Annotated in this window: 12 protein-coding genes; 10 read left to right on the top strand and 2 right to left on the bottom strand. The window is 65.6% G+C overall.

Annotation, left to right across the window (positions count from 1 at the left end; genetic code table 11):
* Positions 1-158 precede the first annotated feature (158 nt).
* The 3 genes from pdhA to NG701_RS04415 are packed head-to-tail and all read left to right on the top strand — an operon-like array spanning position 159 to position 3,693.
* Complete coding sequence (gene pdhA, locus NG701_RS04425) at positions 159-1,268, top strand: pyruvate dehydrogenase (acetyl-transferring) E1 component subunit alpha (RefSeq protein WP_252564874.1); 1,110 nt, start codon at positions 159-161, stop codon at positions 1,266-1,268.
* Positions 1,268-2,278 (top strand): alpha-ketoacid dehydrogenase subunit beta, encoded by a 1,011-nt coding sequence (locus tag NG701_RS04420; protein ID WP_252564872.1) that lies wholly within the window; start codon positions 1,268-1,270, stop codon positions 2,276-2,278. Before pdhA ends, NG701_RS04420 begins: the two co-directional genes overlap by 1 nt.
* A gap of 8 nt (positions 2,279-2,286) precedes the next feature.
* Entirely contained in the window at positions 2,287-3,693 is a 1,407-nt protein-coding gene (locus tag NG701_RS04415; RefSeq protein ID WP_252564870.1) for a dihydrolipoamide acetyltransferase family protein, read from the top strand.
* A gap of 223 nt (positions 3,694-3,916) precedes the next feature.
* Here the strand turns inward: NG701_RS04415 and NG701_RS04410 are convergent, their stop codons facing one another.
* Positions 3,917-4,669 (bottom strand): SACE_7040 family transcriptional regulator, encoded by a 753-nt coding sequence (locus NG701_RS04410; RefSeq protein WP_308291960.1) that lies wholly within the window; start codon positions 4,667-4,669, stop codon positions 3,917-3,919.
* Positions 4,670-4,836: 167 nt separating this feature from the next.
* On the opposite strand from NG701_RS04410, the gene NG701_RS04405 reads away from it, so the two are divergent.
* The 7 genes from NG701_RS04405 (at position 4,837) to NG701_RS04375 (ending at position 12,936) form a co-directional block, all read left to right on the top strand.
* Positions 4,837-6,444, top strand: a complete 1,608-nt coding sequence (locus NG701_RS04405; protein WP_252564868.1) for a carboxyl transferase domain-containing protein — start codon at positions 4,837-4,839, stop codon at positions 6,442-6,444.
* A 7-nt stretch (positions 6,445-6,451) separates the two neighbouring features.
* Positions 6,452-8,674 carry an acetyl/propionyl/methylcrotonyl-CoA carboxylase subunit alpha gene (locus NG701_RS04400; protein ID WP_252564866.1) on the top strand — a complete coding sequence of 741 codons (2,223 nt, stop codon included), beginning with the start codon at positions 6,452-6,454 and terminating at the stop codon, positions 8,672-8,674.
* 2 nt (positions 8,675-8,676) lie between these two features.
* The gene (locus tag NG701_RS04395; protein ID WP_252564864.1) at positions 8,677-9,840 is read left to right on the top strand and encodes an acyl-CoA dehydrogenase family protein; all 1,164 of its coding nucleotides are present in this window, start codon (positions 8,677-8,679) and stop codon (positions 9,838-9,840) included.
* A gap of 85 nt (positions 9,841-9,925) precedes the next feature.
* The gene (locus NG701_RS04390; protein WP_252564862.1) at positions 9,926-10,720 is read left to right on the top strand and encodes a CoA transferase subunit A; all 795 of its coding nucleotides are present in this window, start codon (positions 9,926-9,928) and stop codon (positions 10,718-10,720) included.
* 2 nt (positions 10,721-10,722) lie between these two features.
* Positions 10,723-11,490 carry a CoA transferase subunit B gene (locus NG701_RS04385; protein WP_252564861.1) on the top strand — a complete coding sequence of 256 codons (768 nt, stop codon included), beginning with the start codon at positions 10,723-10,725 and terminating at the stop codon, positions 11,488-11,490.
* The gene (locus NG701_RS04380) at positions 11,487-12,092 is read left to right on the top strand and encodes a MaoC family dehydratase (protein WP_252564859.1); all 606 of its coding nucleotides are present in this window, start codon (positions 11,487-11,489) and stop codon (positions 12,090-12,092) included. Before NG701_RS04385 ends, NG701_RS04380 begins: the two co-directional genes overlap by 4 nt.
* A 4-nt stretch (positions 12,093-12,096) precedes the next feature.
* The gene (locus NG701_RS04375; RefSeq protein ID WP_252564857.1) at positions 12,097-12,936 is read left to right on the top strand and encodes an HpcH/HpaI aldolase/citrate lyase family protein; all 840 of its coding nucleotides are present in this window, start codon (positions 12,097-12,099) and stop codon (positions 12,934-12,936) included.
* A gap of 94 nt (positions 12,937-13,030) precedes the next feature.
* Here NG701_RS04375 and NG701_RS04370 read toward each other — a convergent pair whose 3' ends face one another.
* A complete protein-coding gene (locus NG701_RS04370) occupies positions 13,031-14,497 on the bottom strand; it encodes a lipase maturation factor family protein (RefSeq protein WP_252564854.1) in 1,467 nt (488 codons plus the stop codon).
* Positions 14,498-14,521: the final 24 nt, after the last annotated feature.

Below are 14,521 nucleotides of genomic sequence, written 5' to 3'. Positions count from 1 at the left end.
GGGCATTATGCGCAATATCCGCCGCGGTGGTTGTACCCATTGAGCATTGTGAGTAGGGTCACAAATATCCGGGGCAACGGCGCCCGGGCGGCCGGCGGCGGGCGGGACCACAAGTCCCCAGGCTCCGGTCAAACGACGTGAGAAGGTTGCGTGCCATCGTGTCTACAGACAGGAACCTGATCCAGTTGGTTACCCCGGCAGGGGAGCGGATCAGCCACCCGGAGTTCGATCCCTGGGTGAAGGACATCGGGGATGAGCAGTTGTGTTCCCTTTACGAGGACCTGACGGTCATCCGGCGGATCGATGTTGAGGCCACCGCCCTCCAGCGTCAGGGCGAGCTCGGTCTTTGGCCCCCGTTGCTGGGGCAGGAGGCGGCGCAAGTCGGTTCCGGCAGGGCCCTGCGCGAGGACGATTTTGTCTTCTCCAGCTACCGGGAAAACGGTGTGGCGTACTGCCGCGGCGTGGACCTGACGGACATTACGCGGGTGTGGCGTGGCACGGCCTCCTCCGGGTGGGATCCGTACTCCGTGAATATGGCCACCCCGCAGATCATCATTGGCGCGCAGACCCTGCATGCCACCGGTTACGCCATGGGCATCCAGAACGACGGCGCGGACTCGGTGGCGGTGACATACTTCGGCGACGGTGCCACCAGCGAAGGCGACGTCAACGAGGCCATGGTCTTTGCCGCCAGCTTCCAGGCACCCGTGGTCTTCTTCTGCTCGAACAACCACTGGGCAATTTCGGAGCCCGTGCGGTTGCAGTCCCATATTCAGATCGCGGACCGGGCCACCGGATTCGGCATTCCGAGCCTCCGGGTGGACGGCAATGATGTGCTGGCCGTTATGGCAGCCACGCGCGTGGCATTGGACCGTGCCCGGCACGGTGGCGGACCCACCTTTATCGAAGCGGTCACATACCGCATGGGACCGCACACCACCGCTGACGATCCCACCCGCTACCGTGACGCCAACGAACTGGAGGACTGGGCTGCGAAGGACCCCATCCTGCGGGTCAAGGCCCTGCTGGAACGCAAAGGACTCCTCACCGATCAGGTCCAACAGCACGTTCACGACAAGGCAGAGGCGGTCGCCCGCGAAATCCGTTCGGGCTGCATCAGCATGCCGGATCCGGAGCCGATGGATATCTTCAAGCACGTGTACAGCGAGCCCAACTCGTGGCTGGACCGGCAGCAGGACCACTACGCCCGTTACCTGGCTTCCTTCGGCGATCCCGCGGGAGCCACCTCAGAAGAAGGTGCACGCTGATGACCCAGATGACCTTTGCCCGCGCCATCAATTCCGGCCTGCGCAAATCCCTCGAAAACGATCCAAAAGTCATCCTCATGGGCGAGGACATCGGTACCCTCGGCGGTGTTTTCCGGGTAACCGACGGCCTCCAGAAGGATTTCGGCACCCACCGTGTGGTGGACACCCCGCTGGCCGAGTCGGCCATCATGGGCACCGCCGTCGGCCTCGCCTACCGCGGTTACCGCCCGGTGGTGGAGATCCAGTTCGACGGCTTTATCTACCCTGCCTTCGACCAGATCGTGAGCCAGGTGGCAAAGCTGCACTACCGCACCCAGGGGGCCGTGAGGATGCCCATCACCATCCGCGTCCCGTTCGGAGGCGGCATCGGCTCACCTGAGCACCACTCCGAGTCGCCCGAGGCGTACTTCACGCATACCTCGGGGCTTCGCGTGGTCAGCGTCTCCAACCCGCAGGATGCCCACACCGTGATCCAGCAGGCCATCCTGTCCGATGACCCGGTACTGTACTTCGAACCCAAGCGCCGCTACCACGACAAGGGTGAAGTGGATGAGGGCATCGATCCGCGCACCGCGCTGCCCATGGACTCCGCCCGCGTTGTCACCGAGGGCGCGGACGTGACGCTCGTGGCCTACGGACCGTTGGTGAAGACGGCCAAGGACGCAGCAACCGCGGCCGCCGACGAAGGCATCTCCATCGAGGTCATCGACCTGCGCTCGCTGGCACCCGTGGACTACGCCACCGTTGAAGCATCCGTCCGGAAAACAGGCAGGCTGGTGGTCACCCATGAAGCCGGCCAATCCGGTGGCCTGGGCGCCGAAGTTGCGGCCAGCATTACCGAGCGGTGCTTCTACCACCTCGAAACGGCCCCCGTCCGTATCACCGGGTTCGATATTCCCTACCCGTACTCCAAGCTCGAAATGCACCATCTGCCCGGCCTGGACCGGATCCTCGACGGCGTGGACCGCGCACTCGGACGCCCGAACTCCCTCAGCGGGTTGGAAGGATGAGCGCCACCATGATCAAGGAATTCAGGCTCCCGGACCTCGGCGAAGGCCTCACGGAATCAGAAATCCTCAGTTGGAAGGTGGCAGTGGGGGACACGGTGACGCTGAACCAGGTCATCGCCGAGGTGGAAACTGCAAAGGCCGTAGTGGAGCTGCCGTCACCTTTCGCGGGCGTGATCACTGCGCTCCATGAAGAGCCGGGAACAATCGTGGAGGTGGGCAAGCCGATCGTCTCCTTCGAAGTAGCGGACGACGGCGGCGCCTCACCTTCAGGGGCTGCGCCCGCCGGGGCGGCCACTGCTGCGGCGGGGACCGCGAAACGCGAGCCGAACCTGGTTGGGTACGGCGCCGTCGTCGAAAGCTCAGGCCGTCCCGCCCGCCGGGCCCGCACCTTCACAACCCCGGCGGTTGAGCCTGATAAGACGGAAACCCCGGTGGTTGAGCCTGTCGAAACCGAGCCAGTCAGACTCGAAAACCCTGTGGTTGAGCCTGTCGAAACCGACACCGCGGAGCGCCCACGCTCCACCCCGCCGGTCCGGAAACTGGCCAAGGACCTCGGCGTCGAGTTGGCCGCGGTCGCGGGCACCGGAGCCGGCGGCCTGATCACGCGGGAGGATGTCCAGAATTTTGTTGGCGGCGGCGAATTGTCGGCACCGGTACGCCATCTTTCCGCCGTATCCGATTCGGTTTCCCCCGCGGGACTGGCGCCACAGGGTGGGCGGGAAGTCAGGACTCCCATCAAGGGTGTCCGCAAGTTTACGGCCGCCGCGATGGTGGCAAGTGCGTTCACGGCTCCCCACGCGACGGAATTCCTCACGGTGGATGTCACGCCCACCATGGACCTGCTGGCCAAGCTGAAGACGAGCCGGGCCTTTTCCGGCTACAAGCTCACGCCGCTGACGTTGGTGGCGAAGGCTGTGCTTATTGCGCTGCGGCGGAACCCGTCGCTGAACTCGCGATGGGAGGAAGCCAGCCAGGAGATCGTGCAGTTCAACTACGTGAACCTGGGCATCGCCGCCGCAACTCCGCGCGGGCTCACCGTGCCGAATATCAAGGACGCGGATACCCTGTCGCTGCTGGAACTCTCCGAAGCCCTGACCGGGCTGACCGAGACGGCACGGGCCGGCAAGACCGCGCCGGCAGACCTGTCGGGCGGCACTATCTCCATCACGAATATCGGGGTCTTCGGCATCGACGCGGGCACTCCCATCCTGAACCCCGGCGAGGCTGCCATCCTGGCCATGGGGGCCGTGCGGAAAATGCCGTGGGAATTCCAGGATGAGGTGGCCCTGCGCCAGGTCATGACGCTGAGCCTGTCCTTTGACCATCGCCTGGTGGACGGGGAGCAGGGCTCGCGGTTCCTCGCCGATATTGGCGCCATCCTGGCCGAACCCGGCATGGTGCTCACGATGGTCTAACCCACGAGTTTTTGTCCAGATAATCCGGGTTTTGGGCGGTCTAACTCGGTTTATCTGGACAAAAACTCGTGGGTCTGGGCCTGCGCAACGTCCTGCGTCATGTCGTGACCGGTAGGAGCGGCCTTGGCCCGCATAACCGGTGCTGCCCAGCACCGCTTATGCGGGCCAGGGCCGCTCCTGTGACCAGAAACCTGCAGGGCCCGCTCTTGAAATCGTGTCCTGGTCAGGAGGCTTGGGGAACGTTCACCGTGAGCGCCGCAAGCGCCATGCTCTCGAGAAGTGGCCGGGCCGTTTTGGGAGCGATTTTCCGTCCGTGGTTTCGCACCGAGTGTGGCGTGGAGTTGATCAGGCCGAACGTGGCGTGGGCCCGCATTCGCAGTTCGACGGCGTCTGTGCCCGGATGCAGCAGCGCCAGGACCTCCACCCAAATCTCCACGTAGTTCCGCTGGAGTGCCCGTACCTCGGACTGGTCCTTCTGGGAGAGATTGCTGAAATCCCGGTCCTGCACCCGGATCACGTCGGGCTTGCCAAGGGCAAACTCCACTTGGAACCCCACCAGCCTACGGAGCGCTGCGAGGGGGTCTGTAGTCTCGGCAATGACGCGCCGGCCGCCGTCGAGCAGCTCGCGGCTGACGGTAAGCAGCAGGTCTCCCAACACCGCCTGCTTGCCCTGGAAGTGGCGATAGACGGCCGGGCCGCTGACACCGGCTGCCGCGCCCAGGTCTTCCAGCGATACCCGGTTGAATCCGTGCAGGGCGAAGAGCCCCGCGGCGGCGGCAAGCAGCGCCTGGCGGCGGTTCTCCTTCGCCTGGCTGCGGGGCGTTCCGGGAGCTGCGTGGGCTGCCGCGGCCGCGGGTGTTCCTGGAGCTGCCGGCGTCGCCGAAGCGGCCTGCGCTGCCGAAACGGATCGTGTTGCCGAGTTCGGTTGCTCAGACTGGGCCGGTGCGGACGGCTTGACCGGTCGGGTGGTGGGCACGCTTTTCCTCCTAGGAACAGCAGATTCTAGCAATGTCCTGTTGTGTTGGACATCACAGTTAATAAAGACTAACCTGAATTCCAGTTATAAAGCATTAACCGAGCTGGCTTCTAAGGCTCTCGCCGGAGCCTTGGTGGCTTTCAATAGATGACGAACGGATGCAGTCGATGGAGACTCTCGCCAGCCGGCTTGATGCCGCAAGTGAAGCGTTTGCTGCAAACAACGCTGCCCAGCTCGCGCTGGCCGCCGAGCTCCGGACCAAGCTGGCTGAGGCCGCGTCGGGCGGGCCGGAGAGGTCGCGGGAGCGCCATGTGGCGCGCGGGAAGCTGCTGCCCCGGGAGCGCATTGACCGGCTGCTGGATGATGGCAGCCCGTTCCTGGAGATCGCGCCGCTGGCAGCCAACGGCATGTACAACAACGAGTCGCCGGGAGCCGGGGTTATTGCCGGCATCGGCCTGGTCTACGGCCGCCAGGTGCTCGTGATCTCCAACGACGCCACCGTCAAGGGCGGCACCTACTACCCGATGACGGTGAAGAAGCACCTCCGCGCCCAGGATATAGCGCTGGAGAACCGGCTACCGTGCATCTATCTGGTGGATTCGGGCGGGGCGTTCCTCCCGAAGCAGGACGAAGTCTTCCCGGACAAGGAGCACTTCGGCCGAATCTTCTTCAACCAGGCGAAGATGTCTGCCGCGAAGATCCCGCAGATCGCCTCGGTGATGGGCTCCTGCACGGCAGGCGGCGCTTACGTTCCGGCGATGAGCGATGAGACGGTGATCGTGCGGAACCAGGGCACTATCTTCCTGGGCGGTCCGCCGCTGGTGAAGGCTGCCATCGGGGAGATCGTCACGGCGGAGGAACTGGGCGGCGGTGACGTGCACTCGAAGATCTCCGGCGTCACCGACCACCTGGCGGAGAACGATGAGCATGCCCTGCAGATCGTCCGGGACATCGTCTCCACCCTGCCGAGGCCGTCTGCCCCTGCCTGGGATGTGGCCACCGTCGTCGAGCCCCTCGCGGATCCGGCGGAGTTGTACGGCGCCGTCCCCACGGACGTCAACGCGCAGTACGACGTCCACGAGGTCATTGCCCGGCTGGTGGACGGCAGCAGGTTCCACGAGTTCAAGAAGGAGTACGGCACCACCCTGGTCACAGGTTTTGCCAGACTGCACGGGCACCCGGTGGGGATCGTGGCCAACAACGGTGTGCTCTTCAGCGAGTCCTCGCTCAAGGGCGCGCACTTCATCGAACTCTGCGACCAGCGCGGCATTCCGCTTATTTTCCTGCAGAACATCTCCGGGTTCATGGTGGGCAGGGATTCCGAGCAGGGTGGCATTGCCAAAAACGGCGCCAAGATGGTCACCGCCGTCGCCACCGCCCGGGTGCCCAAGCTGACCGTCGTCATCGGCGGGTCCTTCGGCGCCGGCAACTACTCCATGTGCGGGCGGGCGTACTCGCCGCGCTTCCTGTGGATGTGGCCGGCAAGCCGCATCTCGGTGATGGGAGGGAACCAAGCCTCCGGCGTTCTCGCAACCGTCAAGCGTGACCAGTACGAGGCCCGTGGCGAAGAATGGTCCGCCGAGGACGAGGAAGCCTTCAAGGCCCCGATCAAACAGCAATACGAGGACCAGGGCAGCCCGTACTATTCCACCGCCCGCCTCTGGGACGACGGCGTGATCGACCCCGCGGATACCCGCACCGTCCTGGGACTGGCGCTCGACGTCGTCTCCCGCACCCCCCTGCCGGAGACCTCCTTCGGCCTTTTCCGGATGTGAGCCAGCCATGACCGTTTCCATGCCCGCCGTTCCTTCCGCAATCCGGCAGAAGCCGCTGTTCAGCACCGTACTCGTCGCCAACCGCGGGGAGATCGCCTGCCGCGTCATCCGCACACTGCGTGCCCTGGGCATCCGATCCGTAGCCGTCTACAGCGACGCCGACGCCGGGGCCCGCCACGTTCGCGAGGCTGACACCGCCGTGCGGATCGGCCCTGCCGCCGCAGGAGAAAGCTACCTGAAGATCGAGGCGATCCTCCAGGCCTGCCGTGATACCGGCGCCGAGGCAGTCCACCCCGGCTACGGCTTCCTCAGCGAGAACGTCGATTTTGCCCGCGCCCTCGAAGCCGCCGGCATCACCTTCATCGGCCCCGGCGTTGAGTCCCTGAACGTCATGGGAGACAAGATCCGGTCCAAGAACCACGTGGCCGGCTACGGAGTCCCCGTAGTGCCGGGCATCGCCGAACCGGGCATGACTGACGCGCAACTCATGGAGGCCGCGCCCGCCGTCGGGTTCCCGCTGCTCATCAAACCGTCAGCGGGCGGCGGCGGCAAGGGCATGCACATCGTGGAGCGCCACGAGGACCTCGAAGCCACGCTGGCCGCCGCCCGCCGCGTCGCCGCGAGCGCCTTCGGCGATGACACCCTTTTCCTTGAACGGCTGGTCCGCACGCCGCGGCACATCGAGGTCCAGGTCCTGGCGGACAACCACGGCAACGTGATCCATCTGGGGGAGCGGGAGTGCTCGCTGCAGCGCCGCCACCAGAAGGTGATTGAGGAAGCGCCGTCGCCGCTGCTGGAGTCATTGCACGACGACGGGGCCACCCGGGCTCGGATCGGCGAGGCCGCCTGCCAGGCGGCCCGCAGCGTCCACTACAGCGGCGCGGGAACTGTGGAGTTCTTGGTCTCCGACGAGGCCCCTGACGAGTTCTTCTTTATGGAGATGAATACCCGTCTCCAGGTGGAGCACCCGGTGACCGAAATGGTCACCGGCGTGGACCTGGTCGAATGGCAGGTTCGCATCGCCTCCGGTGAGGAACTGACCGTCCGCCAGGCCGACGTCGAACTTAACGGGCACGCCGTCGAAGCCCGCGTCTACGCGGAAATCCCGGAGCGGAACTTCATGCCGTCCACAGGGACCGTGCTCCTGCTGGACGAAATGCCCGATCACGGAGCCGGCATGATCCGGGTGGATTCGGCCCTGCTTGAGGGCCTGGAGATCTCCTCCAGCTACGATCCGATGATCTCCAAAGTCATCGCGTGGGGCCCGGACCGCTCCGTTGCCCTGGATACCCTGGACGCGGCACTCGCCGGCTACACAGCCCTTGGCATCGACACGAATGTTGAGTACCTGAGGCTGCTGATCAACGACGACGACGTCCGCGCCGGGCATCTCGACACCGGCCTGATCGAGCGCAAGATGCCGGACTTCGCCTTCCGGCGGATTGACGACGCCGAAGTGGTCGCGGCCGCCTTGTACGCCGTTGTGAGCGGGGAACAGGACAGCACGGTGACGCCCTCCGGTCCCTGGCAGGCCAGCGACGGCTGGCGGATCGGCGCGCCGGCGCCCCGGCGGATCAGCCTGGGAACGCCCGACGGCGGCATCGCAACAGTGAGTGTCACAGGCGGTGTGGCCGCCGGCCCGGTCCAGGTCTGTGTCGGTGACGGGCCATGGCGGACGGCCTCGCTGCGACTGCCGGGCCGCGGGAGCCTGGTCCTTACCCTGGACGGCGAAACCACGGACTACTCGCTGGCGCCGGCGGACGCGGGCCCGGTCAACTTCACCCCGGACAACCTGCCCTCAGGAGTTCCCGCGGAACTGTTCCTCGGCAACGGAGGCTGGTCCTGCCGGCTGGAGGTGCTGACGAGGGAGTCACGGCTTGTCCGGGTTCTTGCCGCCGTCGAGCGCGAGGCAGGTACCGCGGACCCGGAGGTGCGCTCGCCTATGCCCGGAACGGTGGTGTCCGTTGCCGTCAGCAACGGCGACACCGTGGAAGCCGGCCAGGTTCTCCTCTCCGTGGAAGCCATGAAGATGGAACACCAGCTGGTGGCAGAGGTGGCCGGCACGGTCCACATCAGCGTCAAGGCCGGTCAGCCGGTCAAAGCGGACCAGGTGCTGGCCACCATCCACCCTTCAACCACCGATTCAGATGCAGATTCACTTCAGGATTCCAACACGGAGTCGAACAAGGATTCCAACAAGGACTCCAACAACACAGGCAAGGGAGCCTAGCCATGGCAGATTTTGAGCTCAGCGAGGAATACCAGGACCTCAGCGACACCGTCCGGGATTTCGCGGACAACGTGGTGGCGCCGGTCTCGGCCAAGCATGATGAGGAGCACAGCTTCCCGTACGAGGTGGTGTCCCAGATGGCGGACATGGGCCTGTTCGGGCTGCCGTTCCCGGAAGAGCACGGTGGGATGGGCGGGGACTACTTCGCTTTGGCGCTCGCCCTCGAACAGCTGGGCCGGGTGGACCAGTCCGTGGCCATCACGCTGGAAGCAGGCGTCTCCCTCGGCGCAATGCCGGTGTACCGGTTCGGCACCGAGGCTCAGAAGGAGGAGTGGCTCCCGCTGCTGGCATCGGGCAAGGCGCTCGCCGGGTTCGGACTCACGGAGCCGGAAGCAGGCTCTGACGCCGGCGGGACCAAAACCCACGCCCATCGTGAGAACGGTGACTGGGTGATCAACGGCAACAAGGAATTCATCACCAACTCCGGGACCGACATCACGCGTCTGGTCACGGTCACCGCGGTGACGGGTCAGAAGGAACGCAAGGATGGCAGCCTCAAGAAGGAGATTTCCACCATCCTGGTGCCCACCACCACGCCGGGTTTCAGGGCGGAGAAGGCCTACAACAAAGTGGGCTGGAACGCCTCGGACACGCACCCGCTGACGCTCAAGGACGTCCGGGTGCCGGAGGCGAACCTGCTCGGTGAGGAGGGGCGGGGTTACGCGAATTTCCTTTCCATCCTGGACGAGGGCCGGATTGCCATCGCGGCTTTGGCGACGGGGGCGGCCCAGGGCTGTGTTGATTTGTCGGTGAAGTACGCCAAGGAACGCAGCGCGTTTGGCCATCACATCGGCAAGTATCAGGCCATCTCCTTCAAGATCGCCCGCATGCAGGCACGGGCTCATACGGCCCGCCTGGCGTACTACGACGCCGCGTCGAGGATGCTGGCGGGGAAGCCGTTCAAGACGCAGGCGGCCATCGCTAAGATGGTCGCAGGCGAGGCGGCCATGGACAACGCGCGGGATGCCACCCAGGTATTCGGCGGCTATGGCTTCATCAACGAATTCACCGTGGCACGCCACTACCGCGACTCCAAGATCCTTGAAGTCGGTGAGGGCACCACGGAAGTCCAGCTGATGCTGATCGCCCGCGAACTCGGACTGTAACCAGCCCGCTGGTCGGGAATGCCACGCAGTGGTCGAGCCTGCTACGCGGTGGCCGAGCCTGTCGAGACCCTTGAAAGGACCAACGATGATCAACAAGGTTGTTGCCAGCGCCGAGGAAGCCATTGCGGACATTCCCGACGGCGCGTCGCTCGCGGTGGGAGGGTTCGGCCTCTGCGGAATCCCGGTAGCACTGATCGATGCCCTGCACCGGCACGGCACCAAGGACCTCGAAACTGTCAGCAACAACTGCGGCGTGGACGACTGGGGGCTGGGCGTCCTGCTCCGTGACGGCAGGATCCGGCGGACCGTCAGTTCCTACGTCGGCGAGAACAAGGAGTTCGCGCGCCAGTACCTGTCCGGTGAGCTTGAGGTGGTCCTCACCCCGCAGGGAACGCTCGCGGAAAAGCTCCGGGCCGGCGGCGCCGGGATCCCCGCTTTCTACACCAAGGCGGGGGTCGGCACGCAGGTGTCCGACGGCGGCCTGCCGCAGAAGTACGACGCCGACGGCGGCATCGCGATTGCCTCCGCCGCCAAGGAAGTCCGGACTTTCAACGATGTGGACTACGTCCTGGAGGAATCCCTGACACCCGATTTCGGCTTGGTCCACGCCTGGAAGGGTGACCGCCACGGCAACCTGGTTTTCCACGCCACCGCCATGAACTTCAACCCGCTCTGCGCCATGGCAGGAAAAATCACCATCGCCGAGGTGGAGGAGCTGGTGGAACCGGGCGATCTGGACCCCGAACACGTCCACACGCCCGGCATCTTTGTCCAGCGGGTGGTGGTTGTGCCCTCCGGTGAGAAGAGGATCGAAAAGCGGACCGTCGCCCTTGCCCAGGCCACTGGAACCGAAAGCGCCACCGAACAGGCAGGAGCGTAGCCATGGAGTCCAACAGCACGCAGGGAGCGCCTCCCCGCCCCGAAGCCGTCCGGCCCGAATACCGGCGTGCCGCCGTCGGCCATCCGGAAGGCACCAATCCGGACGCCAAAGGGTGGACGCGCAACGAACTGGCCGCCCGGGTGGCCCGGGAACTCAGCAACGGGCAGTACGTCAACCTCGGCATCGGCATGCCCACCCTCATTCCCAACTACATCCCGGCAGGCGTCGAGGTGGTGCTCCACTCGGAGAACGGGATCCTGGGCGTGGGACCGTACCCCACCGAGGACGCAGTGGATCCGGACCTCATCAACGCCGGCAAGGAAACCGTCACGGTTAACAAGGGGGCCGCATTCTTCGATTCCGCTTCGTCGTTCGGCATGATCCGCGGCGGGCATGTGGATGTGGCCGTGCTCGGCGCCATGGAGGTGGCGCAGAACGGCGACCTGGCCAACTGGATGATTCCGGGCAAGATGGTCAAAGGCATGGGCGGGGCCATGGACCTGGTCTTCGGCGCCAAGAAGGTGATCGTGATGATGGAGCACATGGACCGCAACGGCAAGCCCAAGATCGTGGAGCACTGCTCGCTGCCGCTGACCGGCAAGGCCTGCGTGGACCGGATCATCACCGACCTCGCCGTGATCGACGTCGTCACCGAAGTCGGGCGGTCCCGGTTGGTTCTCCGCGAGCTGGCTCCCAACGTCTCCGTGGAGGACGTGGCGGCGGCCACCGGCGCCGAACTGTTCGAAGAGGACCAGGAGCTCACCGTATGAGCGCGGCTTCGGCAGGCTCAACCCCCGACGACCCGGGCGCAACCACCGACGCCCCCCGGATCATCGAACAACGCGGCCTGTACTTTGACGAACTCGAAGAAGGCGTTGTCTACGCGCACCGGCCCGGCCGCACCGTGACCGAGGCGGACAACGTCCTGTTCACCACGCTCACCATGAACACCCAGGCCCTGCACCTGGATGCCGCCTGGAGCGCAGGGCAGCCGTTCGGCCAGCGGCTGGTCAACTCCATGTTCACGCTGTCCACCCTGGTGGGGCAGTCCGTCTCCCAGCTCACCCAGGGCACCATCATCGCCCAGCTGGGCCTGACCGACGTCTCCTTCCCGCACCCGCTGTACCACGGCGACACGCTCTACACCGAGACGGTTATTACGCAGAAACGCCTCTCGGGATCGCGACCCGGCCAGGGGATTGTGACCATGCAGCACACCGGGCGGAACCAGGACGGCACCGTGGTGGCGCTGGCCACTCGGAGCTGCCTGATGTGGACCCGGGACGCCCATGTGGCGCAGTCTTCTGGACAATACGTGCAGCCTGCGGGAGCTGAAAAGGGGAGCGTGCCGGGCCCCAAAAGAGGACAATGACCGTATGACATTTGTGATGGGCCCCGCCCTGCTCTTCTGCCCTGCCGACCGCCCGGAGCGCTTCCCCAAGGCCGCCCAACGCGCCGACGCTGTCATCGTGGACCTCGAGGACGCCGTGGCACCCGCGGACAAACAGCGGGCGCGCGGCGCCATCCTGGCCCAGCTGGGCGCTGCCGGGGAGGGGCCCGAACTTGACCCCAGCCGCACCATCATCAGGATCAACCCGGCGGGCACCGACGAGTTCGAGAAGGACCTGCACTGCCTGGCCCACACGCCGTACCGCACCGTGATGCTGGCCAAGGCCGAGAGCGCGGCCCAACTCGAAGCCCTGGCGGACTACCACGTCATCGCCCTGTGCGAGACCGCCGTCGGAGTCCTCAACGCGCCCGCCATCGCGGCGGCCCCCAACGTGGTGGCACTGATGTGGGGCGCCGAGGACCTGCTGGCTTCCCTTAGCGGTACGTCCAGCAGAACGGACGACGGCGGCTACCGCGCCGTGGCGCTGCATGCCCGGTCCGCGGTGCTGCTCGCCGCCCGGGCTTTCGGGAAAGAAGCCGTGGACGCCGTGTACGTCAACATCCCGGACCTTGACGGGCTGGCTCTGGAGGCCGCTGATGCAGCAGCGTCAGGATTCGGCTCCAAAGCCTGCATCCATCCCACGCAGGCGGCCGTTGTACGGGGCGCCTATGCCCCGTCCGAGGCCGACGTCGCCGCCGCCACAGAACTGCTGCAGGTCGCGGCTGTTGCCGGATCCGGCGTGTTCCAGCACGGCGGCAAAATGATCGATGGCCCCATCCTCAAGCACGCCGAAGCCACCGTCCGCCGGGCAGGCATCCGCTCGTAGGGCCACCAGGGCAGCAATCACAGGAGCGCCGAATCGCCAGGGGCTGGAATCTCCCGGTCCAGAATCACTGCGCCCCGAATCGCCAGGGCGGGAATCACCGCCGCCGCCCGCGGGAACCGCCAAGGGACAGTGGCGGGATGGCCTCATAGAGCGGCATCCGGACCCAGCGCTCGCCCGTCTCCCGGAACTCTGCCCTGGTGGCGAAACGGTACAGGTAGCTGTTGACGCGCACCCAACGCGGCGGATCGCCGTCGAACGGGTCGGCGTGGAGTAGCCGCAGCGTCCGCTGGTCCGCCTCCAGCAGTTTCGTGAGGAACGCGTAAAACCACTCCTCGTGGATGGTGCGCAACGGCAGGAACCACATCAGCCAGTCCAGCCGCAGGTGGTAGGGCGCCCACTGGCGGGGCAGCCGGCGGAGATCTCCGGGTTTGCCCTTAAACCCATATTCGCGCCAGTCTGCTGAGTCCTCAGGTTCTTCGTCCAGGGTGCCCTCCACCAGGATCTCGACGCGGTGCTTGGTCACGGTGCCAAACGCGCCGTACGTGTTGACCAGCTGCCAGCGGTTGAAGCTGGCATTCATCAGCTGCCCTTTGGAAAGCAGGTTGCGCAGCGGCCAGTAGCTGAGGACCACCAGCAACAGCGTGGCCATCAGGGTGATGGCAAGCCAGTACGGGGGATTGCCGCGGCTGTCTTCCGGGGGATTCCAATCCAGCGGCAGGAACGGCAATACGGCGTGGGCCACGGGGTCGCTGACCGCGGCGAAGGCCAGCACAATGGCCATCCAGTTCAGCCATGCGAAGTTGCCGCTGGCCACCAGCCACAGCTGGGTGAAAATGATGATCCCGGCGGCCCCGCTTGCCAGTGGCTGTGGTGCGAAGAGAAAGAACGGCACCACCAGCTGGGCGAAATGGTTCCCCAGGACTTCCAGCCGGTGGAAGGGTTTGGGCAGGAGGTGTGCCTGGCGGCTCAAGGGCCCCGGCATGGGCTGGGTTTCATGGTGGTAGTAGAGGGCCGTCAGGTCACGCCACTCCCGGCCGCCGCGGATCTTGATCATCCCGGCACCGAACTCCAGCCGGAAGACGAGCCAGGCCAGAAGGATCAGGATGATGCGGGGCGGCTCCGTCTGGTCCGAGCCAAGGAACGCCACCGTGAACCCGGCCTCCAGCAGCAGCATTTCCCAGCCGAAGCTATAAAACGTCTGCCCCACGTTGACGATCGACATGTAAAGCAGCCACAGGGCCAGAAATTCGATCAGTGGAACCCACGGCGGCCCGAGCTGGGGGATGCCGGCCACCAGGAGGGCGGAAACTGCCAGCCCGGTGGCGCAGACACCACGCAGCAGCCGGTCCGAATAGCGCCAGCGGAACAGCGTGGGCCGCCGGCGCGCGCTGAACCCATCCAGATAGTCCGGAACCGGCAACAGGCCACGTTCGCCCAGCAGCGCAGGGAACTGGTTCAGGGAGGACAGGAACGCAACAAAGAACAGTGCCGCCACACCTCGCTGCAGCACCTGCCGGGCGAATCCGTACTCCGGCGCATCGAACCAGGAAACCCAGTCCACGCAATCCACGTTACGCCCGGCGTC

This window comes from Pseudarthrobacter cellobiosi (genome assembly GCF_023913815.1).
GTDB lineage: Bacteria > Actinomycetota > Actinomycetes > Actinomycetales > Micrococcaceae > Arthrobacter > Arthrobacter cellobiosi.
This window is presented reverse-complemented; position numbering and strand designations above follow the sequence as displayed.

Coding starts and splice junctions, on each gene's coding strand:
- NG701_RS04400 (WP_252564866.1), top strand. CDS start 6,452: ATGACCGTTTCCATGCCCGCCGTTCCTTCCGCAATCCGGCAGAAGCCG.
- NG701_RS04415 (WP_252564870.1), top strand. CDS start 2,287: ATGATCAAGGAATTCAGGCTCCCGGACCTCGGCGAAGGCCTCACGGAA.
- NG701_RS04390 (WP_252564862.1), top strand. CDS start 9,926: ATGATCAACAAGGTTGTTGCCAGCGCCGAGGAAGCCATTGCGGACATT.
- NG701_RS04375 (WP_252564857.1), top strand. CDS start 12,097: ATGACATTTGTGATGGGCCCCGCCCTGCTCTTCTGCCCTGCCGACCGC.
- NG701_RS04385 (WP_252564861.1), top strand. CDS start 10,723: ATGGAGTCCAACAGCACGCAGGGAGCGCCTCCCCGCCCCGAAGCCGTC.
- NG701_RS04420 (WP_252564872.1), top strand. CDS start 1,268: ATGACCCAGATGACCTTTGCCCGCGCCATCAATTCCGGCCTGCGCAAA.
- NG701_RS04380 (WP_252564859.1), top strand. CDS start 11,487: ATGAGCGCGGCTTCGGCAGGCTCAACCCCCGACGACCCGGGCGCAACC.
- NG701_RS04395 (WP_252564864.1), top strand. CDS start 8,677: ATGGCAGATTTTGAGCTCAGCGAGGAATACCAGGACCTCAGCGACACC.
- NG701_RS04405 (WP_252564868.1), top strand. CDS start 4,837: ATGGAGACTCTCGCCAGCCGGCTTGATGCCGCAAGTGAAGCGTTTGCT.